29 protein-coding genes are annotated in these 22,245 nt (G+C 42.6%); 15 read left to right on the top strand and 14 right to left on the bottom strand.

Annotated features, from left to right (window positions below; genetic code table 11):
• The first annotated feature begins 64 nt into the window (after positions 1-64).
• From ACU37H_RS00225 to ACU37H_RS00215, 3 genes are all read left to right on the top strand, one after another.
• The gene (locus ACU37H_RS00225) at positions 65-1,393 is read left to right on the top strand and encodes a mechanosensitive ion channel family protein (RefSeq protein WP_472706454.1); all 1,329 of its coding nucleotides are present in this window, start codon (positions 65-67) and stop codon (positions 1,391-1,393) included.
• 241 nt (positions 1,394-1,634) lie between these two features.
• On the top strand, positions 1,635-2,156 hold the full coding sequence (locus tag ACU37H_RS00220; protein WP_472706453.1) for a YciE/YciF ferroxidase family protein: 522 nt from the start codon (positions 1,635-1,637) through the stop codon (positions 2,154-2,156).
• A gap of 170 nt (positions 2,157-2,326) precedes the next feature.
• A complete protein-coding gene (locus ACU37H_RS00215) occupies positions 2,327-3,082 on the top strand; it encodes an NIPSNAP family protein (RefSeq protein ID WP_472706451.1) in 756 nt (251 codons plus the stop codon).
• Positions 3,083-3,101: 19 nt separating this feature from the next.
• Here ACU37H_RS00215 and ACU37H_RS00210 read toward each other — a convergent pair whose 3' ends face one another.
• The 5 genes from ACU37H_RS00210 to ACU37H_RS00190 form a co-directional block, all read right to left on the bottom strand.
• Positions 3,102-4,001 (bottom strand): type II toxin-antitoxin system HipA family toxin, encoded by a 900-nt coding sequence (locus ACU37H_RS00210; protein ID WP_494407573.1) that lies wholly within the window; start codon positions 3,999-4,001, stop codon positions 3,102-3,104.
• A gap of 52 nt (positions 4,002-4,053) precedes the next feature.
• Positions 4,054-4,413, bottom strand: a complete 360-nt coding sequence (locus ACU37H_RS00205; protein ID WP_472706449.1) for a HipA N-terminal domain-containing protein — start codon at positions 4,411-4,413, stop codon at positions 4,054-4,056.
• Positions 4,406-4,645 (bottom strand): helix-turn-helix domain-containing protein, encoded by a 240-nt coding sequence (locus ACU37H_RS00200; protein WP_472706448.1) that lies wholly within the window; start codon positions 4,643-4,645, stop codon positions 4,406-4,408. The genes ACU37H_RS00205 and ACU37H_RS00200 overlap by 8 nt, the downstream gene beginning before the upstream one ends.
• A 137-nt stretch (positions 4,646-4,782) precedes the next feature.
• The gene (locus ACU37H_RS00195; RefSeq protein ID WP_472706446.1) at positions 4,783-5,676 is read right to left on the bottom strand and encodes a glycoside hydrolase family 43 protein; all 894 of its coding nucleotides are present in this window, start codon (positions 5,674-5,676) and stop codon (positions 4,783-4,785) included.
• Positions 5,677-5,831: 155 nt separating this feature from the next.
• Positions 5,832-6,500, bottom strand: coding sequence for a methyltransferase (locus ACU37H_RS00190; protein WP_472706444.1), 669 nt, complete (start codon positions 6,498-6,500; stop codon positions 5,832-5,834).
• 398 nt (positions 6,501-6,898) lie between these two features.
• On the opposite strand from ACU37H_RS00190, the gene ACU37H_RS00185 reads away from it, so the two are divergent.
• From ACU37H_RS00185 to ACU37H_RS00135, 11 genes are all read left to right on the top strand, one after another.
• The gene (locus tag ACU37H_RS00185) at positions 6,899-8,308 is read left to right on the top strand and encodes a phage integrase SAM-like domain-containing protein (RefSeq protein ID WP_472706443.1); all 1,410 of its coding nucleotides are present in this window, start codon (positions 6,899-6,901) and stop codon (positions 8,306-8,308) included.
• Positions 8,309-9,313, top strand: a complete 1,005-nt coding sequence (locus ACU37H_RS00180; protein WP_472706442.1) for a hypothetical protein — start codon at positions 8,309-8,311, stop codon at positions 9,311-9,313.
• A 199-nt stretch (positions 9,314-9,512) separates the two neighbouring features.
• Entirely contained in the window at positions 9,513-9,785 is a 273-nt protein-coding gene (locus ACU37H_RS00175) for a helix-turn-helix domain-containing protein (protein ID WP_472706441.1), read from the top strand.
• Positions 9,786-9,796: 11 nt separating this feature from the next.
• Positions 9,797-10,123 carry a hypothetical protein gene (locus tag ACU37H_RS00170; protein ID WP_472706440.1) on the top strand — a complete coding sequence of 109 codons (327 nt, stop codon included), beginning with the start codon at positions 9,797-9,799 and terminating at the stop codon, positions 10,121-10,123.
• Positions 10,123-11,190 (top strand): AAA family ATPase, encoded by a 1,068-nt coding sequence (locus tag ACU37H_RS00165; RefSeq protein WP_472706439.1) that lies wholly within the window; start codon positions 10,123-10,125, stop codon positions 11,188-11,190. Before ACU37H_RS00170 ends, ACU37H_RS00165 begins: the two co-directional genes overlap by 1 nt.
• Before the next feature lie 134 nt (positions 11,191-11,324).
• The gene (locus tag ACU37H_RS00160) at positions 11,325-12,191 is read left to right on the top strand and encodes a hypothetical protein (protein WP_472706437.1); all 867 of its coding nucleotides are present in this window, start codon (positions 11,325-11,327) and stop codon (positions 12,189-12,191) included.
• A 263-nt stretch (positions 12,192-12,454) separates the two neighbouring features.
• Positions 12,455-12,748, top strand: coding sequence for a DUF5681 domain-containing protein (locus ACU37H_RS00155; RefSeq protein ID WP_472706435.1), 294 nt, complete (start codon positions 12,455-12,457; stop codon positions 12,746-12,748).
• On the top strand, positions 12,745-13,050 hold the full coding sequence (locus tag ACU37H_RS00150; RefSeq protein ID WP_472706433.1) for a hypothetical protein: 306 nt from the start codon (positions 12,745-12,747) through the stop codon (positions 13,048-13,050). The genes ACU37H_RS00155 and ACU37H_RS00150 overlap by 4 nt, the downstream gene beginning before the upstream one ends.
• A gap of 21 nt (positions 13,051-13,071) precedes the next feature.
• On the top strand, positions 13,072-13,260 hold the full coding sequence (locus tag ACU37H_RS00145; RefSeq protein WP_472706431.1) for a hypothetical protein: 189 nt from the start codon (positions 13,072-13,074) through the stop codon (positions 13,258-13,260).
• A 9-nt stretch (positions 13,261-13,269) separates the two neighbouring features.
• Positions 13,270-13,566: a hypothetical protein gene (locus tag ACU37H_RS00140; protein ID WP_472706429.1), complete on the top strand. Its 297-nt coding sequence runs from the start codon at positions 13,270-13,272 to the stop codon at positions 13,564-13,566.
• A gap of 96 nt (positions 13,567-13,662) precedes the next feature.
• Positions 13,663-16,098: a M14 family zinc carboxypeptidase gene (locus tag ACU37H_RS00135; protein WP_472706427.1), complete on the top strand. Its 2,436-nt coding sequence runs from the start codon at positions 13,663-13,665 to the stop codon at positions 16,096-16,098.
• Between the two features lie 355 nt (positions 16,099-16,453).
• On the opposite strand, the gene ACU37H_RS00130 is transcribed toward ACU37H_RS00135, so the two are convergent.
• The 9 genes from ACU37H_RS00130 to ACU37H_RS00090 all read right to left on the bottom strand — a co-directional run bounded on the left by ACU37H_RS00130 (position 16,454) and on the right by ACU37H_RS00090 (position 21,604).
• Positions 16,454-16,687, bottom strand: coding sequence for a hypothetical protein (locus tag ACU37H_RS00130; protein WP_472706425.1), 234 nt, complete (start codon positions 16,685-16,687; stop codon positions 16,454-16,456).
• A 10-nt stretch (positions 16,688-16,697) separates the two neighbouring features.
• Positions 16,698-16,898, bottom strand: a complete 201-nt coding sequence (locus ACU37H_RS00125; protein WP_472706423.1) for a hypothetical protein — start codon at positions 16,896-16,898, stop codon at positions 16,698-16,700.
• Positions 16,899-16,907: 9 nt separating this feature from the next.
• Positions 16,908-17,696: an SOS response-associated peptidase gene (locus ACU37H_RS00120; protein ID WP_472706422.1), complete on the bottom strand. Its 789-nt coding sequence runs from the start codon at positions 17,694-17,696 to the stop codon at positions 16,908-16,910.
• A 2-nt stretch (positions 17,697-17,698) separates the two neighbouring features.
• Positions 17,699-18,124: a hypothetical protein gene (locus ACU37H_RS00115; RefSeq protein WP_472706420.1), complete on the bottom strand. Its 426-nt coding sequence runs from the start codon at positions 18,122-18,124 to the stop codon at positions 17,699-17,701.
• 71 nt (positions 18,125-18,195) lie between these two features.
• The gene (locus ACU37H_RS00110; RefSeq protein ID WP_494407572.1) at positions 18,196-19,455 is read right to left on the bottom strand and encodes a Y-family DNA polymerase; all 1,260 of its coding nucleotides are present in this window, start codon (positions 19,453-19,455) and stop codon (positions 18,196-18,198) included.
• Positions 19,440-19,838: a LexA family protein gene (locus tag ACU37H_RS00105; RefSeq protein ID WP_472706416.1), complete on the bottom strand. Its 399-nt coding sequence runs from the start codon at positions 19,836-19,838 to the stop codon at positions 19,440-19,442. Before ACU37H_RS00105 ends, ACU37H_RS00110 begins: the two co-directional genes overlap by 16 nt.
• Positions 19,839-20,302: 464 nt before the next feature.
• Positions 20,303-20,662 carry a response regulator gene (locus ACU37H_RS00100; protein WP_472706414.1) on the bottom strand — a complete coding sequence of 120 codons (360 nt, stop codon included), beginning with the start codon at positions 20,660-20,662 and terminating at the stop codon, positions 20,303-20,305.
• A gap of 269 nt (positions 20,663-20,931) precedes the next feature.
• Entirely contained in the window at positions 20,932-21,303 is a 372-nt protein-coding gene (locus ACU37H_RS00095; RefSeq protein WP_472706413.1) for a response regulator, read from the bottom strand.
• Complete coding sequence (locus ACU37H_RS00090; RefSeq protein ID WP_494407619.1) at positions 21,272-21,604, bottom strand: response regulator; 333 nt, start codon at positions 21,602-21,604, stop codon at positions 21,272-21,274. The genes ACU37H_RS00095 and ACU37H_RS00090 overlap by 32 nt, the downstream gene beginning before the upstream one ends.
• A 387-nt stretch (positions 21,605-21,991) precedes the next feature.
• Here ACU37H_RS00090 and ACU37H_RS00085 point away from each other — a divergent pair, with 387 nt between their 5' ends.
• Complete coding sequence (locus ACU37H_RS00085; protein WP_472706409.1) at positions 21,992-22,213, top strand: DUF6965 family protein; 222 nt, start codon at positions 21,992-21,994, stop codon at positions 22,211-22,213.
• Positions 22,214-22,245 lie beyond the last annotated feature (32 nt).

The following is a 22,245-nucleotide window of genomic DNA, read 5'->3' as shown; positions in this document are numbered from 1 at the left end:
TAGGCTGCAACGACCTGCAATTTCTCATCTCAAAGTTTGCCCGCCCGTCGTAAAATGGGTACGTTTGCCTGTTAATATGACCTTTGCCGATATTAACAACATAGAAAAAAGTATAGCTGCACTGAACAGCAGTAAGATCTACGACTGGACTTTCAATACCTGGAATCAATTACACGTATCCAATCAATTTACACATGTGCTCACAACGGCCAGCCTATTATTAGCCGCGTTGTTGCTATTGCTGATCGTTGATTATATTGTCAGAAAAGTAGCCAAGGAACTGTTGATCCGGTTTATTGCCCGGACCCGCTGGACATGGGATGATAAGCTGATCGATAACAAAGTGCTGGACAACGCCTCCCGCCTGTTCCTCGTCATCTTTACCTACCATTTGCTTCCTTATGTTTTTGTAGGTTTTCCAAAGTTTACAGCCGGCCTGGAAAAATTTCTCGGCATGGTCATTATCATCTGCACTTATTTACTGATCAATAGCATTTTGAAAACGGCTCGCGACCTGATGTCGGGCAGCAAGGCGTTTGCGGACAAACCACTGGACAGCTACCTGCAGGTGATACAGATCTTCCTGCTGTTCATGACCGGTACCTTAATTGTTTCAGCGCTCACCGGCAGTTCGCCCTGGTCTTTCCTGGTTTCGCTCGGAGCGGCGTCAGCGATACTGATGCTGATTTTTAAAGACACGATCCTCGGATTCGTGGCCAGCATCCAGGTATCTGCCAACGACTCTATCCGGGTCGGCGACTGGGTGGAAATGCCCAAGTACGGTGTGGACGGCGATGTGATGCAAATCAACCTGAACAATGTGAAGGTGCGCAACTTTGATAAGACCATTGTTACCATCCCCACCTATACCTTGCTGAGCGACGCTTTCAAGAATTATCGCGGTATGCAGGAAAGCGGCGGACGAAGGATCAAAAGGGCCATTCACATTAAGATCTCTTCGATCCGCTATCTCACTGCGGAAGAAATTGAAGATCTGAAAAAGATCGAGCTGTTGAAAGAACACATAAAGAACCGTGAAGCAGAGATCAATAGTTACAACGAAAAATACGAGGTAGATCAAACCGTTCCTGTCAACGGCCGGAGGATGACCAATGTCGGCATGTTCCGGTCTTATATCCTGGCCTATGCCAGGCGCAACCCGGAGATTCACAAAGAGATGACCTTAATGGTGCGCCAGCTCGACCCTACTCCTACCGGTCTACCGCTGGAGCTATACATGTTCACCAACGGCACCGAGTGGGGCTACTTTGAAAATACAATGGCAGATCTCTTTGATCACTTATTGGCAGCCATTAAATTTTTCCATCTGGAAGTATTTGAATCCCCCGCTTCTGATGACCTGCGCCAACTGCGTATCAAGGATTACATTTAACATCGTACCGCCTCCGTTCAAATGCAGTACTGGCGGGCCTTTGGCTTTGCTCCGGAAGAACAAATACTGTCACCGGCGGCATCTCCGCTGCAGTTGGTGATCTCCGGTAAGCTGTCTTTCATATATGGTCTTTAAGCGGATGATCTTGTTGATGCGCAAGGGTGCAGATCGATTGATACCTGATACTGGTATAGTTTTTTCTTATGAGTAAGATATTTATCTAACTCATAAAATTGTAATTATGGCTAAAGCAACAAAAGTGGCTCCCCAAAAAGATGCTGCAGATGAATTGCAGGAATTTTTCGAAGACGGTTTAAAGGATATTTATTGGGCTGAAAAAGCATTAGCAAAAGCATTGCCCAAGATGCAAAAGAACGCGACCTCATCTCATCTGAAAACGGCTATTGGCGGGCATTTGGAAGAAACACAGGCTCAGGTAACACGCCTTGAAGAAGTATTTCAATCGATAGGTAAGAAAGCGAAGGCGCAGAAATGCGACGCCATGGACGGCCTGATCAAAGAAGGCGATGGCATCCTGAAAGAAACAAAACCAGGTCCCGTTCGTGACGCAGCGATCATTGCCGCTGCTCAAAAAATAGAACATTACGAGATCGCCACTTACGGCACGCTCGCTACGTATGCTAAACTTTTGGGTCACAAACCGGCTCTTAATTTATTGTTACAGACATTAAAAGAAGAGAAGAAATGTGATACCGATTTAACGAAACTGGCAAAAACAGAGATCAATCTGAAAGCCGTCTAAATAATGTAATGGTGAATCGTAAGCCGCTTTAAGCGGCTTTTTTTATTTCGGTAAGATCAAAAAGAATGCTGATTAAGGCGAAAACAATTTATGCACGCAACACCCAATGGTATTTCAAATCCGGAAAGTAAGCTTTATATTTACCTCCTGTTTATTAAATTGATTGAACCATGTTGGTAAAACGCGTATCGCTTGTCGCCCTCTTTGTATTGGCCTCTTTCCTGGTTTTCGCCCAAACTTCTAAACAAGTTTATGAGCTTAGAGTATATGACCTTAAATTCGGCGGCGCCAGAGGCGTGTTGGAAAACTATTTTAAGAATGCATTATTTCCGACGTTGAATGGATACGGCATCCGCAATATCGGCGCTTTCAAGGAGACATCGAATGAAGATCCGGCTAAGTTGTACCTCTTGATTCCTTACGCCTCCATTGAAGAATTCGGAAAAACCCGGGAGCGCCTCACCACTGATACCGCGTTTAAACGACTCAGTAAAGAATATGACCTGCTTCCCCAAGAGAAGGTGCCGGCCTCCCGCATCTCATCTACGCTATTATTGGCCTTCAGCGGCCATCCGACATTGATTAAACCTAAAGCATCGCAACAGCTGTTTGAGCTTCGGACTTATGAAAGTCATGTGGAAGCGGCTTCTCTAAATAAGATCAGCATGTTTAATGATGAAGAGTTGAAAGTATTTGAGGAAACGGGCTTACATTCCGTGTTCTTCGGCCAACATATAGCAGGTACGCATCTTCCTGCTTTAACTTATATGCTCGCTTTCGATTCGATGGAAGAGCGCGAGGCTAACTGGAAAAAATTTGGAGGCAATGCAGATTGGAAACGCATGTCTGCTGACCCTAAGTACGCCAATAATATTAATAATATTAAAAGAGTATTTCTTGCCCGCCTTCCTTACTCGCAGTTGTAGGGACGATTTGGCATCATCATTACACCATTCTTTTAAGCTTGTCTCTCATATTGGCCAGGTATAGCTTCCTGACTTCGGGAGATAAATGCGACTTCTCCACGAGGGCTGCAGCAGCGTTGGACTCTAAACTGAATTTCTCAATAGTTCTCAGCGCTCGCTTTTCAATAATGCCAAGCCGACGTGCAAGCTCCATAAAATTTTCACGGCCATAATGACCAAACTTTGAGTAGTACGGAGACCGCAAATCGCCTTCATACAGCGGAAGTGCAGTATCTGCTTCCATCGGGGTATGTATCACCGTTGACATCAAGTCATACGCTGGTGTCAATTGATATTCACCACTATCCATGCGCATGAGTGAAAAGTTCTTTAAATGGGCATCACCATTGGAGAATATATAATTGAAGACGATAAGCTGGAAAAATTTTTCCAGCGCAGGAAGGGCGGCTGCAACAAAATGTTTGATCAGTAATCCTATCTCTTCATAGGTGCCCTCGTACTTAAAAGTCTCACCGTGTGTACTTTTAGTTCTTTTGGTTAATTGGGCAAAGTCTTCCTGCAAAATCTTTTTTCCGCCGGGCCTGACATCAAACCTTCTTGTAAGATAGGCCGGTTGGTGATCGCTGAAATAAATCAACGCGTTAGCCGCTGTTTGGATATCGAAAACCTGGGCCGCTATCTGCATTGTTACGTGCTCGTTTTCCGGGGCATCATCGATAAACCTGTACTGTTTTGCCGGTGGAATAGGCTTTAAAATATACATGCCCTCCGTATCAGAAAGTATAAGCTTCTTATCTTCCAACCTGACAGAATATTTAAGCTGAACTCCTGAGATGGATAAACGCTTAGAATGTTCCTGGAACAAAGCCAGGTTATCCGATTTTGGAGCCTCAAATGATAATGTTTCCGCTATCTTCACTTTATCAAATAACTTTTTCCGGCACTCCGGACAGTAACCTGTTCTTACCTCTTTATAACAACCCAAACAATTCATTATTTTCTGGTTTTACAGTTATCGCTCCTATAGTATCACTTTGGGCAGATAGCAAAAGCCTGGAAAAATCATCATTCTCATCCAATTTATATAGCCGGCATTGAATGTCCTTGTTGATTCCTTCCGAAAGCAGACCATAAAAAAAAGGGAAAAGTGTCGTTGAGTGATATTCCTGCTGCGACTTAGGCAAGGTTAGACTAATGGGCGGAAGGTCAGGTCTTGCAAAGTATTCTTCATCATAGCGAAAAATAAAATCATCATCCTTCTTCTCGATGGTGCCAGCCAAAATTGCGTTATTATATACAAGTCCTCTCATGGTCTTTATAGCATCAGCCACGAACGTTATCCGTTAAAGGTAACCAATCAGTCTGCTTTATGCTTACTGATATTTCAAGGCCAAGAACCTCGAACAACTTATTGAGCGTACGAAGCGAGGGATTACCTTTCCCATTTTCCACCAGGTAAATGGTCTTTGCTGTAATGCCTGTCATCTCAGAAAGATCCTCCTGTTTAAGATTAAGGACTTCTCTTCTCTGTCTGATCAAGGCCCCTACTTCTAAAAACGTCATCCGTAATTTATTTCTGATTTCCACAAAAATAAGTAAAAAAGATAAAAATATAACTTTTAGGAAATATATTTCCGAATTATTGAATTTTTTGTAGATATTGATCCTCAAACGCCCTCATCAGTAATATATTACCGAAACTAAGTCGTAACAGGCATCACACCCTCCTTCGTCATCAGGATCGGCTGTATCCTGTTATCATCATTATAATATAAGTAGTCCACACAAACTGATCGCCTGTGACTACCACCTGTGGGCAATGCTCCATTGTGATAAAAGAAGTAACTTTTACTACGGAAGTCAATAATGGCAGGCCTGTTTGTTTCGCAGTTTTCAGGGACTTCATTGATAACGCCCCTGAATTCCCACTGCCCTCTGATATGAGAACTGGTCGCATAGGCTACTTTTTCCGGATGACCGTAACCGTAGGAAAGATAATAGATCCCGCTCCGCTTATGGATATGCGCTCCTTCGGAGAAGCCCGGCAGATCCAGCTTTATAATGTTACTTTCCAGGCGCATAAGGTCGGGCGCGAATTTCGCAAAAAAGCATTGTCCGTTTCCCCAAAAGATATAAGCGCTACCGTCATCATCCACTAACACAGACGGGTCAAGATTAGCCTTTTCATTGTTTGTGGCCGGGAGCATCTCATGCGTGATGAGTGCCTGTCCTATTGCATCGCGGAACGGTCCTAACGGCGTATCGGCGACGGCAAGTCCTATCGCCTTGCCAGATTGGTCCGCATGACTAACCGATACAAACCAGTAAAACTTTCCCTCATGTTCGATGACTTTAGAAGCAAATGCATCGCCGCTGGCCCAGCGAAAATCGGTTGCTTTTAACGGCGAAGGATGATCTGTCCAGTCAATCATATTCCGGGATGAAAAGCAAAACCATTTTTTCATGACATAATCATCCACGCCGATGGGTGGTTCATCGTGTCCGGTGTACAGAAAGACGGTGTCTTGATGTACAAGTACAGTCGGGTCTGCTGTATAAGTATGTCTGATAATCGGGTTTCCCTGGTGCATCATGATGTAATCGCGTTTAAGAAGGTAGCGCTGCTTAATGTCAGGGCTTTTCAATAAACGTCCTCACCTGTAATAGGTAACACAGCGCCCCTCAAAGTTCATCAATTAGATGATGATTTCTGCCCGGCACACAACGAAAACTTTCCTAAAGTTTTTTATTAGCTTTTTATAGCCAGCCAGCCCTGGTATACGGAGCTCTGAAAGAAACGAAATGGTTGCTCGAAACCCGCTTCGTAGAGTAGCTCAGACAACCGCTCTTCAGTAATAGCGAACAACTCGGTTGCTATTCTTTTGAGGCGTTTTTCTATTTGGCTTTCATCCAAACCTTCCGGTAATAACAGACGGAGCACCTGCAGGTTTTGTTGAACATGCACAGCATTGCCGGCGATGTCCAACAACGCGAAAGGCGCGCCTGCGACCAGCCTGTCTGATATTTCCCGAAGCAATTTGAGCTTTGTTCCATCATCTTCGAGAAAGTGAAGCACCAACGATAACGTAGCAGCTCCATACTTACTGTTAACATCAAGATCAGCCACCGTACCTTGCAGGAGCTTTACCTGCTCATACCCGGCCAGTAGCGCACGGGCCTGTTGCATCATTTCAGGAGAGGGATCTACACCGGTTATTTGCCACGGCGCTGCGGCATCGACGAACTTTACGATTTCGTTTCCCGTACCGCAACCTGCTACGAGTAAGTCTTTTAGTGTTGCACGGCTAAGCACAGCGGGCAAAGCATCCAGGTAAAACTGATACCCTGGAATCCAGGTGCTTACAAACTCATTGTAATTGGAGGCTCTTTCCTTTTCAAATATTTCTACATTGCTCATGGGTGCGGACTTTTATAAACACAGCAAAGTTAAAAATGCGCTGCAGTCTGGTGTTTCGATATCAGGAATTTCCGTTGCTGAAACGGGAAAAAACAGGGAAGGCTCCTGGCTAAAGCTCCGGCTACTTCTACGCCGGTTTTCTCAGAACGTAACCTCGCAAAAACAAAAGAGTCCGGAGAAAAATGCCTCCGGACTCTTTGTAAATTTTGTTTCCAATTTGGCGGTGAGGGCGGGAACAGAACCCCATAATACTATATTATGTAACCTTAATAAGCAAAACGCACACAATCCAGTGAATTAGATGCATTGCAAAACGAATCAAAAAAACACTAAAAAAAACATACGCATTCAGGCGCAACATTGGGCGCAACATTTTACCTTTACAGAAAGAAGACCCAATGACAAGAACTTTTATTCGCTTCCAACTACACAAAGCCAGGATTGATAAAAAGGGCTTGGCTCCTATCAAGGTTGTTTACGAATTGCAGGGTAAAAAGGATCGGAAAGCATTTCTTACCAACAAGAAAGTCAGGCCAGAAAATTGGAAAGATGGACGGGCGTTTTACATCAATAAAACAGAAGCTAAAAAAGTATGCCCGAACGTAGATTATAGTCTACTTCCTTTACAAAAGGACGTAGACCGTTTAAACCATGACTTAGGCACCATAGAGAATGAATTGCGGGCGATTGAAAGAAACCTGTTGTTTGAGGGTAAATCTTTTACGATTGGAGAGGTCATTGTAAAATACAAGGAACGCATTAGCGAAAAACCCCAAGTAATAGCATCCCAGCCGAAGGTTTTTATATCAGATTTCATAGATAGCTATGTTAAGCGCAGTAAAAGTATAGTGAATGAAGACACCCTGCAGACGTTCACCGCCTTAAACAATCAGCTTAAGAAGTTCGAGCAAGGTAATAAAGAGCAACTAACATTCGGAAACCTGGACCGGATCAAGCTGGACGACCTACTTAAGCACTACATCAAAAACAACTTTAATAACAGCACGACATCAAAACATTTTAGTAACCTGAAGAAGATGCTCAGAACAGCCATTGCAGAGGACAAGAGCCTACTAGTAAATCAAGCCTTCAGAGATTATAATCCTAAAATACTGAGCCGCACCGATAGTGAACCGGATGTAATAGTACTGGAGCAAGACGAGTTTAATGCTTTACTGAATCTAGATTTATCCGACTACTCGATGACTGTCCCATTAACCAAAATGGAGAACGGCAAGCCGATTACTAAGATGATATCCTACAAAACGCTGGATAAAGTAAAGAACCTGTTTATTTTTAGTTCGGTTACAGGGTTTAGGTATAGTGATATGATGGACCTGAAGTGGGAACACATCCAAGATGAATGGATTGTAAAAAAACAGGTTAAAGGCGGCAAGGTATCAAAAATAGAGGTCCCACTAAATGCAATTAGTAGGCATATCCTTTCAATCTATGAGGGTGCGGCAACTCCCCTTCCCCCTATCTCGAATCAAAAAGCGAATGACTATATCAAGCTGGTAGGGGAATTGGCGGGCATTTTAGCCAAAGTGGAGATCACTAAAAAAGTGGGATCGAATATTATTAATGAACTGTATCCCAAATTCGAGCTAATGACCATGCACATGGGTCGCAGGGTATTTATTACCCTTTCTCTTGAAAAAGGTGTAGGAATGCAAGATGTAATGAGCCTATCTAACCATAAGAAGTTCGCATCGTTTAAGCGATATTTCAGCATTAGTAAAAAACAGAAGGAAAAAGCAATGAGCGTATGGAGTCAAAATGAACAATTAAAACTAAAAGCCATCTAAATGACAAAGGAGTACGGAAAATACGGTATACATGATTTACAGTCGTTCATTTTTTTTGATAGAATAAAGCGCGATAATAAGAGAACAAGCTTGTTCGGCTACTTCGGCTATGAAAATATTGCAGATATATTTGAAAAGGCAACCTACCAACTAAACAAGTCAAAATTAATTCCAAGTAGAGTGTTTCAGTCTGACGTACATGAGGCATACATGAGGTTTTCTATAAATTTTATTAGGACCGGTGAAAATATAAAAATGCTGGAGGACTTTTTCAGCTGCTTGGATTTCGAACCATTCAGATCTTTCGGTCCCGCTGGTGATATCGCATTTTATAAAAATCAGTATTATGATCAGCTACTGGGTGTTACAATTCCAGAGCCCCTTTCTTTAGGTGACTTCGAGGTAATGTTAGCAGACTTGGCTAAACTACTATTCAATCAGAAGATATTAGATTGTATTGTCGAGAACCAGGATATAGCGCAAATCACCAGGTTAAAGCTCGAATTACAAAAACACAGAGCTAGGGTGCTGGAAGCAAAAAGGGATAATCCTTACACGGTATTAATTAAAAAGTGGATAGAAGAGCAAAGGAAATGGTTAATTGACGAAATAGAGGCTCTAAAACTAGACCAAATTGAAAGCAATCCAGAACCTGAGGTAGTTTACGATAATGCAAAATGTGATAGCCCGGACTTATTGATACCCATAGAACAATTACAACGCATAACATCTTTATTGGAAGAGAATAAATTGATACCAAAAAATAAAGCTCAACACGCCTTTAAACAGCTACGGTATAATAGCCCCGAAAATTTAAACCCTTTAGCTTGGGGTGGCACAAATGGTGAATTACTGTATCTAATGAAAAGGTTGTACGGAAAGAAAAACGTATCACAAGCAAAAAAGATATTCAAAACAAAAGCAATACTAGACGATAATCAGCTAAGGAATACGTCCGAACCTGAGTTGATAAAGAGCATATTTAGAAAACTGAAGAGAAAATAGCGATATCTGTCGACTATTCCACCCAAGCCGTCAAAGTCTATACTGACGGCTTTTTTAGTGCCTGTTGTCGTCCATTGTCGACCACCGGAAGTCGACTCAAATCCTTTACTATATTGCATTTCAGCCAAATTCAGTTATATTTTTGAACAGTAAACAATTTAAAGTTTTTGCGCAAAAACAAACTTTTAAAATGTAAAAAATGTTTGAAAACTTAGAACAAACATTGTCAAACTTACAGGAACAAGGAATCAATAACGCTCGACTTCTGTCGCAGATATTAACCAGGCTAAACGGAGGCATAGATCCAGATGAGCCACCGATAAATGGTAGGGAGATAATGAAACGACTAGATATTAGTGAGCCCACCCTAATCCGTTTGCGTAAGCAAAACAAAATACCATACTTAAACGTTGGCGGTGTCTTCCGTTACAATTGGCACGAAGTTAAAAAAGCATTATCTAACCCGAAATAAAAATCCCGCTTATGACTACGAATCAAAAAGCGGGAAATGCGTTTGACGGCGCTGTACCGCAAAGATATGACAACTGGAGTAATGAATACAGGCAATTTCACGATTATCTTCTAGAAAACACTGCTACAGCCACCATGGTCGCGCTGGCCCTGAACATCTACAGGCCGAATGCCTGTCGCTATAAAAGGTGGGCAGAAGAAGCAGGGTTATTATGGGAGGTTCGAAAAGGAATTTGTGCTGTTACAGGTTTTCCTGCGCAATATTTATCGACGAATCCGGACTTGAAGCCGCATGACCCACAGACAAAACTCTTTACCGATCTGGAGGGCGGCAAATAATGGAAGCGGTTAAAAAAATACCAGCGTTTGACGTCCGAGCCTTCGAGGGTGATGCAGATACACAGACACCCAGAGCGGCTTCCTTAAATGATTATGAACATTTAAGGGTGACGTTGGAAAAAGAATATCCAAACACATTGCCCGTGTTTTTTTGGGGAGGGAGTGGAATTGCAGCGCCCGCAAACATTACAGCGATAAGCGCACAAGCAAAAGCGGGGAAGACGGCTTTCTGCACCATGCTGATTGCTGGAGCGATTGCCCCTGGTGGTTTTGCAGACTTATTCTCGGGCATAGAGGTCGCCGAGAACGACGGTAAGGCGGTTATAGTTATGGATACTGAACAAGCCGAGGCAGATCAGCAATATAATATCAGGACCATCTGTAAACGCGCAGCGCTAAGTACCACACCAAGGAACCTGTTGTCGTACAATATCAGGCAGCTCTCTATGTCGGAATACGAAAAGGTCACTGATAGTATTTGTGCAGCAGCGGCCAGCGAGTTTGGCGGTATTCATAGCATTTTCATTGATGGAGCAGCCGACTATATCAAAGACGTTAATAACACAGAGCAAGCGACTGCAATTCGGGAATACTTTATCCATTTGGCCATAAAGCATCAATGCCCAGTTATACTGGTCATTCACCAAAACCCAGGAACCAACAAAGAGCGGGGTCACTTAGGAAGTGAAATACAGCGTAAGTGCTACGGCATAGTGAATATTACTAAGGAAAATGGTATAAGTGTCGCTAAAAGCTCATTCACTCGAAAGGCTGGGGAGCTGCAGCCCATACATTTCACTTACTCGCTGGACAAAGGGTATCACGTTGAGATCGATGGACCGAAGGAAGGAAAAGCCCAAGCCGGAAAGCTGGCTAAAATTGAAGCTATCTTAAAAGAAGCCTTACCCGCACCAGGTGCTTATGGCTACAATGACGCGGTACGTAAAGTGATGGCAGCATCGCAGGCCACGAGCGACCGGACGGCTAAGGATTACCTGAAAGTGGGCCTGGCAAATGAATGGATTTTCAAAGGAGAAGACGCTAAATATCGGGGTAGGGTAGCTTAGGGTATTTCAGGGTAAATATTACCCTGGTAAGGTAGGGTGAAAAACCCCTTATGTATAAGGGGTTACCCTTACCCCACCTATTTCACCCTGATGAAAATTACCCTACCCTACTAAATAATAAAAGAACAAGTAAAATGAATTGGCAACAAAAACAGGTAAGTTTATATTCTTCGCACGCCGACCGCACGGGAGAAGCGGTAAGTGTTGGCGAGATCGTCCGCAGCCGTTTTGCTGATAACATTAGTGACATCGTCTCATTGCGGTCACTGAACGATCACGATGAGGACTATCAGGAGCAGAAAAGAAATATAAAAGGCAAACTTCAATGCTTTGCCCCGTCAGCACTATTACAAGACCGGAAGACAGTCATCGAGCCCAGCGGCTTATTGCAGTTAGACTTTGATGCCGGCGATATCGCTGGATTTGACATTGACGAACTTCAACAAGCGATCTTGGATCTCCCCTTTATCTGCTTTGTGTCACTATCCTGCAGCGGTTTAGGCTTTTATGCATTCGCCATGATCGCTGAGCCTGATAGGCTCCGAGATTACGCTTTGCACACTTTTGACGTACTCGATAGATACGGCATACCAGTTGATCGCAGTAAGGGCAGAAACTACAATGATTTACGCTACGTTTCGTATGGAGCTAACATGAAATGGAAAGAAGATGTCCGTCCATTGCGTATAAAGCAGTTTAAGGCTTACATAGCCTCTCAAAATTCAAAAACACCTCACGCTTCCACTTCTAAACCTTTCGACTCTAATGGAGGATTGATGAATAAGATGATGGGTGATATCAGCCAGTCTCAGATAGGACAACGTTGGCAAACAATACAAAGAGTGTCGTATACCCTGGGAGGAAAAGTTGACCCATTGATAGCATTACCAGCAATAGAACAAGCAATTAAAGCCAACCCCGCTTTTTCAGGCTTAGAACAAAAATATATTAAATGCGCCTCGGATTGCTTCAAGGCGGGGCAGTTAAAACCTTTAAACTAAAAAAGAAATGAATAAACCATCAAAAGAGAGAATTAGCCAAATGGCGGATATCTATAGTGTATTCAAGACAAGTCCAGAGCGCCGCACCCAAGCCAGATCGATATTGCTTCTTTTCATTGAAAGATATAACATGAAATACATGGCCGAAATACGGGACCTGTCCAAAAGCCGCAGACGTTATAAGTATTTACCAAAATATAGAACAAAACCACAGGTCAAATAGGAAATGATTTACGCTTTACTGAAAACAACAATAAAATACAATGGCATTAACTAAAGGAAAGAGCGGAAACCCGAACGGACGACCCAAAGGGGCCCCGAATAAAGTGACAACTAACCTACGGGCTTGGATCACCTCCTTCATAGAAGATAATAAAGAGAAGATCCAGGAAGACTGGAATTCCTTGGAGGCGAAGGACCGGATTGTTCTATTTGAAAGACTGTTGAAGTTCGCTTTACCGACCTTACAAGCGCAAGCGATAACGGCAAACTTCGAGCAAATGACAGACGAACAATTAGATAAGGTCATTGAAGGACTTAAAAACCAAATACTATGAGGCAACTAAAGATTGATGCAATCAAAGCATTTGCCTCAGGCGATATAGACCGCTTTAATTCGATTTTCAATGAGGTTCAGATGCAAACCCTTGCTTCGCAAATAAACCTCAATAAAACGGCTGAAAATGCGCTTAGCGCGATGCTTTCAGACACCGACAATTGGGCTGTTGTGGGTGACAGTCTTTTTTATAACGGAAAGGTCATTGTCACTGACAATATCGGGTTAGTCCCAACCCAAATTTTAGAATCAATTCTAGAGAAATTTAAACAATGCGAATTTATTGAGGCTAACAGAAAATAAAGAAGCAAAAAAATCCAGAGAATGTACAACACAAGACAACAAAAAATAGAGGCTATTAAAGCATTTGGAAAGGGAGATTTACAACCTCTTAAACAACTGACAGAGCAAATAACAATAATAGAAACATGCCCCGGCACTCCTCCCCCATCACAGAGTAAGATCGAAAGCGAAAAAGCCAAGGGAGGGCGGGTCGTTATAATTGAAATCTAAAACACAAACATGAAAAGAACTGACAAGATAAAAGCTTTACAGGCTCTCACCCAAGGGAATAAATATCCCTTACGTGAGCTGTTGGATAGCACCGAAAGGCCACTATTTGTAACTGCAGTGACCGAGGGAGATAAATATTATCTAGATATTGAAAACATGGTTATGACAAAGAAAGAATTCGAAAACTACATAAACGCAAAGCAACCTGTCTTTCCCGAAATCAGACATTACGCTAGCCGGGAATTTCAGAACAAACACTTACCACAGCATTTGACATACTGTTTAAACAGTCAAGTGAAAAACTGATAATAGACTATACACGACTCAGACATACATTAAACTTATTTTATAAAAAAACACAATAACCGGAATTTTCCACATCACATGTAAACAATAAAGAAAATGGGAACAGTAGACACAAGAGTGCAGCCAGTTTTAAAGACCACTCCACTAGAAGAGACAAAGTTTTATACAGGACTTACGGATGAATTTGCAAGGGTAAAGGACGCTTTTTCCACAGGCTTTAAACCCCTCTACACTACCAACACAACAACGGCTCCGACAGAGAACGTAACATTCCATGCAATGAGAGCGTCCGGTCAAACCGGCGACTTGGTATTTTCAAACCTGAAACTTGCTAATGGCAGCGCAGCACCTTCAGTTACTATCACAGAGGCTGAGAGTAATGAGCCGTTTCCCTTCCTGGTATATGATACTGCGGCTAACGCCTGGAGCAAGGTCATTAAAAAGGTGGAGGAAATAAAGCCATGGTTAGCGAAGACTTACAGCACAGGGGCTTTAGTTAAGCACAACGGGTATATTTGGGTTGCAACCACAACAATATCTATTCCATCTACCGAGCCGGGTGTCCACGTGAGCGCCTGGAGGATATTCTTTCAATATCCAAGTGCGCATGCGCTTACGATCTCTTTGGCTTCTACGTTAACAATCGATCTTGATGCAAACCAGATCATATTTACCGGCGCTTCGACAAATAAAATAGCCACAGAGAAAGGTATTTTTAACATAACAGCTCAAACGGTCACTATCCCGGCTGGGCAGTATTTCGTTATCATTTATAATGTCGCTACTAATGTCGCTCGGGCGACACTAATCACAAATGACACCAGCGGGTCTTTAGGCAAGGATGAATTTATTATAGGATATGTTTTGAGGTTGTCCACGTCAAACACTGAGGTGTTCGGGATTAAGGGTTACACTCTAGTTAATAACGGAACGACAACAGCACATCCCGGTAACGCCTCTGCATCTAACGCGCTCTATAATCGCTATTTTTCAAAGTTCGCTTCAGCAAGAACAGCAGATCAAAAGGAATGGTTAAACAAAGCAATTGTTGATCTGGAATTCTATAACCTGCCGAGCACGCAAACCGTAGCACTTTATGGACTAGGGAAGAACTATCCGAGTACCCCGTCCAATCTTTCTTATTTAGGGTTCCTTCTTACGAGAGAGGGCCAAAGCAACTTAAATCTATACGCGGATGAGTTTTCGAATGCGGTGTCAATGGCTTATGATTCGAATTTGCACAGCGGTGTAAAGACTTATTATTTGCGTCAAGGAAATGGCGCAGCAGCAGACAAAACAACTCCTATTCAGATATTTGGGAAAGTAACGATTGATTGGGATGCGGTGCCCGATGGCGTGCGGGTACTGGAAGCCACTTCGAATGTAATCAACGTTAATTCTCTGATTCTGCGCAATAAGTACAAAGTATCGGAGACGTTTAACAACCAATACGGTTTTGTACGGTTTGCTAGGCCTGCTGGATCCGATCAATACTATTCAGCACCGACACTTGAAAGCTACGCCAGCGCGGAGGGTGTTAATAGCATGATTCCTAAAGCTCCTTATCAGGATATTGCCAACTGGATATTAAAATGGGATGAACTAGTAACTACCGCACCGGATGGGTATTCTATTACCAAGGATACACTAACGACCGCTATTCTAACGGATGGGGGGACATTGCCCATGTATGCCTATAAATTAAAACCCTCGGATATACTGAAAGGTGATCCCTCAATCAATAATACCCAGATAAGGCCGAAAATAGTGATCATTTGTTCGATTCACGGAATCGAAAAAACGCCTTCTTTTGTCGTATATGAATTCATAAAACAGATGCTCACCAACTGGAAGTCGCACCCGTTCCTGGAGTACCTGCGCTATAACGTCCAGTTTTCAATTATACCATCAGCCAACCCCCACGGGTGGAACGCCGATGGAGGAAAAGGAACCCGGAAGAACTTCCGCGGAGTTGATTTAAATAGAAACAATTTGGTACGTTGGGTTGCATCGGGAGAAGAAAGCGATAGTACGTATTCAGGACCCTACGCACTCTCTGAGATTGAAACTCAGACATTGCGAGCCTGGATGCTGACACAGGTCGAACAGGGCACAATACTGGGTATCGACTTCCATAACTTCCACGGTTCGGAGTCATCAGATCCTAAAAATCATCATTTATCCTGGATTTTAAACAGCGGATCTCAATTGGGTCAAAGTGTGGGTGATAAGTTATTAAAAGAGCTGTCTGTTAAGTATAAAGACAAAGAAGCTTTAATACCTCAGGACGAAGGTTATTACATAGGTACAATGAACTCAGCTCAGGGCAACGGGTATGCTTCAACATCTTTGAAAACTATGGGGTGTACTCATGCGGCTACGCTGGAGGTCGCTCAAAACTTTAGATTCAAATCCGGTTTTAAAGGCCACGATAGCGACGCAATCACATATGGCGTAGAAACGCTCGTGAACTACCTACGACTCTTTCTAAGCGAGTTTATGGAAGATTATAATAGGAATAATTGGGAATGAAGACCTGCTTCCAAACAAATACATGATAGGTTCTTATCAATACGAAGTCAGGAGCTCAAAAGTTAACGTCACAGCCTTCGAGATTAACCCGCAAGATAAGCCCTATCAATCAGCCGGCGAAGACTTCCAGGAGCCGACCGTGAATTAGGATATGCTAGAGAATTATAAAACGTACAAATGATCACAAGCCCTGACGTTAGGCGGGGCTTGTTTTTTGATTAGATACGGCGTTGTACAATGATGATAAAGAATCAGGGTTGTTTATAGAAGCGAATACTTAGCCCCTCTTATATTTGTGAACGCGACCGTATTTTTCCGTATTTATCGGAACCGCAGTTGAATTTAGAAGCTACTTTTAGTCGAAAAAAGCCTCGATCAGCTTACCCGCCTCCTGAGAAAACGGCGTCACTTTCCCGTCTTCCTCCCAGTCGCAGGTATCCGGATTGTACTTTAGCTCCGCATGAGAATCGCCCAGCTCAGCCTTATACACCTGATCGCCAATGTCAGTTATATCACATGTGATTATAACCTTCTTCGACGTTCCGCCGTGTTTGATTTTTCCCTCGTAAATAATATTCTTTTCATCCATAGAAGTGGATTTAATCGATTAGAGATACATGTTGATAAATACCGTCTTCATCGGTTTTGAAAGTTATGGAGCGCACCGTGTAATGCATCAATTCCTGTCCAAACATTGCGCCATCGATGAAATCGCCCGCGTACATTCTGCAGGGGAATTCATAAAATTTTGGTGGAGCGAGGGTCTTAATGTTGGGACCGTCAAAAACAACTCTTATCATTTGTATATTTTAATCGGGGTTCATTTCTCCAAGTGCCGGCAGTTTGGGCCACTCGAAGTGCTCGGATTTAGGTTTTTCGTCTGGCCGGGGCTTTGCTGTCCGGATTGTAAACACAGGGCGATAGCTCAAGTCTTCCGAGGGGATTTCATAACCCAGGATATCAGCATAACGTTCAGATGTAAGATCCTCACTCAGAAATTCTTTCGACAGCTCTAAAGGTAAAAACAAAGGCATACGATTCGTGTTTTCTCCGCTGTTGTGAATATTCCGCATTACATCGTTGGCTGCCCGGGTAATCATCGCAAAGGTCCATAGCTCTGTTACTTCTCCCGTCTCCTTATCCGCTACTTCTGCCTTTGAATACAAGCCAGGTAAAAAGAATACATCCTGATCAGCTGGCTTTACCCAATAAGGGACTTTCTTCTTCCACCCTTTTATGCCGCGATGTTCAAATATTCCTGAAACAGGGATCAGGCAACGCCGGTTTCTGATCTTATACCAATAACTTTTCGGATCCGCGAGGATACGTTCCGATCGAATGTTGAGCATGCCGTTCCGCTTCTTCCAGTCTGGAATCTCCTTTTGGTAGAATTCGACAATGCCCCATTGCATACTCCGACAATGTACTTTAAAATCATCTCGATCAATATAAATTATAGGATGATCCGCATACACACTCACTCCCTGAACGTGATCGAAGGGCTGGAATTCCATTTCTATCTGCCCGTCAAAGATCAGGTCAGGAAAATAGTCTGACAGCTGGCGCATGTTGACTTCAAAAGATATATCGTAGCACATGTTTAGAGGCGTTCGATTTCCTCAAATTTAAGGCGAATCCTCTGATTTCCGTGCTTAAGGGTTAGGTAAAGCTCACCGAAAGTCACTTCGACATTGGGATATAACGTGGTATCTCTGTTGATGCACCAGTTCGTGTTTTGATCGATATATTTCTTCATTTTATCCTTGTAGCCAGTATTTATAGATTTTTTCAGCGTTTCAGCATCTTTAACCACCGACCACCAAATGCTGTACTTGCTATCTGATTTAAGCATTTGCAGCAACTTGTCCTGATGGGCCTTGTTATCCAAATCCAATATAGCCGCATACTTGTCCCCTTTGACAGCGTTCAAATGAATCTTCGCCAAGCCCGGATCATCGTAATCGGTTAGAAGAATAGGTGTTTTATCAGTAAATAAGTCCTGTGCCCGGTGATAGCTCTGTGACACAAGGTAATGTTTTCCCAGTGTCCTAAGCCTGTTAATGAATTTCGATTCAAAAAGAATAAACGGTTGTAGCATCAAATATTTATTTTCAAAAGCTCATTAAAGTTAGTCGTATATCGCTGAGAAAGGAATTCGGCTTTCAATCTGTATCTGCGATCAAATCCCTGGACTGCCATCCGGACAGTGTCGCGGCCGAAAAGATTGTTGATCTTATCCATGGCCAGCATAGCCTTTGTGTCCTTCTCGCGGTCCATATGGTCGAACATAGATTGCTGAACTGCTGTTTCAGGAAGCAAATCATTTACCATCACACCGGCCTTCAGAAACCTGTATCCCGGCTTGTAGATCAGCTCAAGCCCTTTTAAGGCATATTTTATAATTTCTGAAGTACTGTTGGTCGGACGCTCCATCTCGATGTCGATGGACCGTTGATATTGCCCTTCGTCGGTTTTGTGGGGATTAGTTTGTATGAATACGTTGATCTCTTGACAGCATGACCGCTGGTTGCGCAATTTTAAAGCGCATGTGGCAGCATAATTCGACACCGCAATAGCCAGTTCATTCTTATCAGATATGCGGACGCCGAATGATCGGCTGGTACAAATATTTTTCTTCGCAGCCGTAAATTCCCACTGAATTGCAGGAATGCCTTTGAGTTCATTCAAAAGCCTCAATCCAACGACACTCATTTTTTGTCGCACCCAATCCTCGGGCGCTTTGACGAAATCCGCAGCTGTTTTAAAGCCTAACCTATTCAGAAGCAACGCATACCGGTGCCCGATTCCCCAAATGTCTCCGACTTCAGTATATTCAAGCATATCTTGAATAAGATCTTGGTTAGCGGCCCAAAAGACACCTATCGACTTGTATTTCTTTTTGGCGTATCGATTCGCCATCTTGGCCAACGTCTTTGTTGGCGCAATTCCTACACAGGTAGGTATGCCGGTGTCTTGCAAAACTGTTGATCTGATCCTTTTGCCAAGTTTGAGCAGGTCTTCATGAGGCATGTTGTGCATATCGAGGAAAGCTTCATCAATAGAATATATTTCAAGCTGCGGTACAAAGGCGGCCAGGGTATTCATAACACGATCGCTCATATCGCCGTAAAGCGTATAGTTTGAGCTAAAGACGGCCACGTTGTGCGCCTTGAGGTCATCCTGCACCATGAATGCGGGGCTTCCCATAACGATGCCAAGCGCCTTCGCTTCGTCACTTCGAGCGATCACACAACCGTCATTGTTCGATAATACAACAATAGGACGCCCGTTGAGCTTAGGGTTAAACATCCGTTCACAGGAACAGTAAAAGTTATTGCAGTCTACAAGGGCATACATGACGCGACAGTTTCAGGATCCACGAATATTTTGATCACCTTTCCCCAAATAATCACGTTCTCATCAATCGGAAACACAGGGTATTTTTTATTAGCCGGAACCAACCAACCTTTACCACCTGACTTCCTTAAAAACTTAACCGTGAACTCCCCGTCCAAAGCAGCTACTACGATATCACCGCTTTTCGGAGTTATGGATCGATCCACAAGTAACTCAGCTGCTTCAGGTATAGCATGGATCATCGAATCACCGCTACACCTGACAATGAAAGTCGCATAGGGGTGTTGTATGTATAATTTAGTCAGGTCGATCCGCTCTTCCAAATAGTCCATCGCCGGCGATGGAAAACCAGCCTTCACGTTCGAGTCAAAATAGGGAATCATAAGTACTAAATTATTTAGCAAATCTTTCTTAAAAGAAATGAAATTTCCAAATAAATCTATACTTGTCTGGTTTTCAGGGGCTGGAAATAAGCTGGATTAAATTCTAATTTTGAATATACCTTTACTAAATACTTTAGTATTTATGAACCGAGTTTTACAGTTGTATCATTGCAGTGACGCTGAAAGTATTCCAGCAACAATAAATTGGAAAGGCCGCACATTCAAATGCAACCTACGGGGTTTCCCGGGGATTGGATCAGCTCACAGCTATGAGGTCGAGATCATCAACATATCTTCGGCAATGCTCCAACTCATCCAGGGTACGTGGTCATTTAGATCTGACAAAGGTCACTCTGATGAAGTAGCCTTACAGCTCGGAAAAGCTGTGGAAGATTACTGGGAAAAAGTTGATCAGGAATAGGATCCAATGCGGCTTGGGTGAGTCACCAATTAACAGAGTTTGGTCAAATTATTTTGTCTATTATCAACTTTCGTAGTTTGAAAACATCAAATGGCTTTTGTATAAATCCGTCGGCATCGGTCAAATCAGACAATGGAAGCCCTATCTGTTCAGACATCAAGTATAAAGGTGCTGATGCCCATTTTTCATGAGACTTGCATTCTTTGCATAATTCTACGCCATTCCCGTCGGGAAGTGTTACATCTAAGAGAATTATATCAGGCACGTGTGTATTGATTGCTTCACGAAATGTCTTTGCATCTGGACAATAAATAACATCGCACCGTTCCGCCAGTAGTACTAAACTGATCACATTAAAGACGTCTGGATCATCCTCCACTACGATTATGCACTTTTTCAACATAGTTATTTAATTACATTGGAAGATTCGTGCCAAGTCAGCGTAAAAGTAAAAAAAACACGCCCTGCTAAGATTAACAAGGCCTGAAAATGTAATTGTTTTATGAAAATCTATATTACCTTAGACAATGAACGGGCCAAAAACCCAATAAGAATATCGGGGCGTGAAAACTTATAACTGTTTGGGAATATCAAATATACATATTGCATCAATTCGGAACATCCGAATACTAAAAATCAGTATTGAGGGCAGAGCCGTTAAGAACCGAACATTTAATGCCTTTTCCTGTTTAAAATTCTGTTCACGGTCTTCTTAAACACATCCAAATCAAAAGGCTTCTCAATATAAGCGTCCGGATAACATTTGCTACCAGTCTCTTTACCTAAATAACCAGATAGCATTATAATTGGAATATGCATGGTTTCGGAACTATCTTTTAACGCTTTACATAAATCCAAACCATTTCCATCGGGCAATTTGATATCCATCAAGATAAGGTCGGGATGCTCCAGCTCCATCACAGCATTGAACGCTTTAACGTTGATACAAGGAATTATTCTGAAAGGGTCTGAATCAAAGATGAGTTTCATTACATTCAAAATCTCTTCATGGTCATCTAGGACAACGATTGTTTTTTGATTCATATTTCCTTTCAAATTTGAGCTGCAAATTTACTCTTTTCCTTAATTGGAAAATATCAAATGGCTTCTGAATAAGTCCATCCGCATCGATCATGTTCTGCGATGGACGCTCAATGTGGGCAGACATTAAGTATACAGGAACCGAGCTCCAGTCCGGATTAGATTTGAGCTCTTTACACAATTGGACTCCATTTCCATCTGGTATCATAATATCCATTAGGATAATATTGGGGACATACTTACCCAGCGCTTCACGAAATGTCCTTGCATCTGGACAATGGATTATGTCGTAAGGTTCTCTCATCAACACCAAACTAATGACGTTGAATATATCGTGATCATCCTCTACTACGATAACGCATTTTTTGGACATAGCTTTTTCAATTATTTCGGAAACTTCGTGTCAGTTGAGTGATAAATTTAAAAAACTAAGCCCCGCTGAGATTAACGAGGCCTTAATGTATTGTTCTATGAAAATCTTTATACTCGAACTATGAACGAGCCAAAAAAGAACCCCCGACGAAAATGCCGGGGCCGAGGGCCGTTGCTCGAGTGCAATTATGCTGAATTAACAAAAATTCGTTTAAATACTTTCGCCAGTAAGAAAATAGCCCCCGGCAAGATTACCAGGGACAAGTTTTAAACTTTAATTTCCTATCACTAAATTAGCATTTTCAATTGTTTTTGCAAAATGAGACCATCGCAAGTAGAAATTGCCCAACTCGACAAATTCTTTTCCGGAATAAATATTCCGAAGATGGTGAAAATTGATGCAGCAACTACGCAGAACGATGCACCAAAATTTGTTATCGAGAATATTGAATTGTTGAAGAACAAAGAAATGAGCGACCTGGTGGCCAGCTGCAGGTATGAGATGCTGGTGGCGTTGAGGAAGGTTGTTTTGGAGGGCTGATATTTATTTTTCTATACATTTGATTAATCAAA

The sequence above is a fragment of the Niabella sp. ZPM-14 genome (assembly GCF_055693045.2).
Note: the sequence above shows the minus strand (reverse complement) of the source record. Positions and strands in the feature narration are given on the sequence as shown.

Coding starts and splice junctions, on each gene's coding strand:
- ACU37H_RS00165 (WP_472706439.1), top strand. CDS start 10,123: ATGGAAGCGGTTAAAAAAATACCAGCGTTTGACGTCCGAGCCTTCGAG.
- ACU37H_RS00220 (WP_472706453.1), top strand. CDS start 1,635: ATGGCTAAAGCAACAAAAGTGGCTCCCCAAAAAGATGCTGCAGATGAA.
- ACU37H_RS00125 (WP_472706423.1), bottom strand. CDS start 16,898: ATGATAAGAGTTGTTTTTGACGGTCCCAACATTAAGACCCTCGCTCCA.
- ACU37H_RS00195 (WP_472706446.1), bottom strand. CDS start 5,676: ATGATGCACCAGGGAAACCCGATTATCAGACATACTTATACAGCAGAC.
- ACU37H_RS00130 (WP_472706425.1), bottom strand. CDS start 16,687: ATGGATGAAAAGAATATTATTTACGAGGGAAAAATCAAACACGGCGGA.
- ACU37H_RS00085 (WP_472706409.1), top strand. CDS start 21,992: ATGAGACCATCGCAAGTAGAAATTGCCCAACTCGACAAATTCTTTTCC.
- ACU37H_RS00090 (WP_494407619.1), bottom strand. CDS start 21,604: ATGAGAGAACCTTACGACATAATCCATTGTCCAGATGCAAGGACATTT.
- ACU37H_RS00215 (WP_472706451.1), top strand. CDS start 2,327: ATGTTGGTAAAACGCGTATCGCTTGTCGCCCTCTTTGTATTGGCCTCT.
- ACU37H_RS00170 (WP_472706440.1), top strand. CDS start 9,797: ATGACTACGAATCAAAAAGCGGGAAATGCGTTTGACGGCGCTGTACCG.
- ACU37H_RS00155 (WP_472706435.1), top strand. CDS start 12,455: ATGGCATTAACTAAAGGAAAGAGCGGAAACCCGAACGGACGACCCAAA.
- ACU37H_RS00120 (WP_472706422.1), bottom strand. CDS start 17,696: ATGTGCTACGATATATCTTTTGAAGTCAACATGCGCCAGCTGTCAGAC.
- ACU37H_RS00150 (WP_472706433.1), top strand. CDS start 12,745: ATGAGGCAACTAAAGATTGATGCAATCAAAGCATTTGCCTCAGGCGAT.
- ACU37H_RS00160 (WP_472706437.1), top strand. CDS start 11,325: ATGAATTGGCAACAAAAACAGGTAAGTTTATATTCTTCGCACGCCGAC.
- ACU37H_RS00180 (WP_472706442.1), top strand. CDS start 8,309: ATGACAAAGGAGTACGGAAAATACGGTATACATGATTTACAGTCGTTC.
- ACU37H_RS00110 (WP_494407572.1), bottom strand. CDS start 19,455: ATGTATGCCCTTGTAGACTGCAATAACTTTTACTGTTCCTGTGAACGG.
- ACU37H_RS00135 (WP_472706427.1), top strand. CDS start 13,663: ATGGGAACAGTAGACACAAGAGTGCAGCCAGTTTTAAAGACCACTCCA.
- ACU37H_RS00190 (WP_472706444.1), bottom strand. CDS start 6,500: ATGAGCAATGTAGAAATATTTGAAAAGGAAAGAGCCTCCAATTACAAT.
- ACU37H_RS00100 (WP_472706414.1), bottom strand. CDS start 20,662: ATGTTGAAAAAGTGCATAATCGTAGTGGAGGATGATCCAGACGTCTTT.
- ACU37H_RS00145 (WP_472706431.1), top strand. CDS start 13,072: ATGTACAACACAAGACAACAAAAAATAGAGGCTATTAAAGCATTTGGA.
- ACU37H_RS00140 (WP_472706429.1), top strand. CDS start 13,270: ATGAAAAGAACTGACAAGATAAAAGCTTTACAGGCTCTCACCCAAGGG.
- ACU37H_RS00095 (WP_472706413.1), bottom strand. CDS start 21,303: ATGAATCAAAAAACAATCGTTGTCCTAGATGACCATGAAGAGATTTTG.
- ACU37H_RS00185 (WP_472706443.1), top strand. CDS start 6,899: ATGACAAGAACTTTTATTCGCTTCCAACTACACAAAGCCAGGATTGAT.
- ACU37H_RS00105 (WP_472706416.1), bottom strand. CDS start 19,838: ATGATTCCCTATTTTGACTCGAACGTGAAGGCTGGTTTTCCATCGCCG.
- ACU37H_RS00200 (WP_472706448.1), bottom strand. CDS start 4,645: ATGACGTTTTTAGAAGTAGGGGCCTTGATCAGACAGAGAAGAGAAGTC.
- ACU37H_RS00175 (WP_472706441.1), top strand. CDS start 9,513: ATGTTTGAAAACTTAGAACAAACATTGTCAAACTTACAGGAACAAGGA.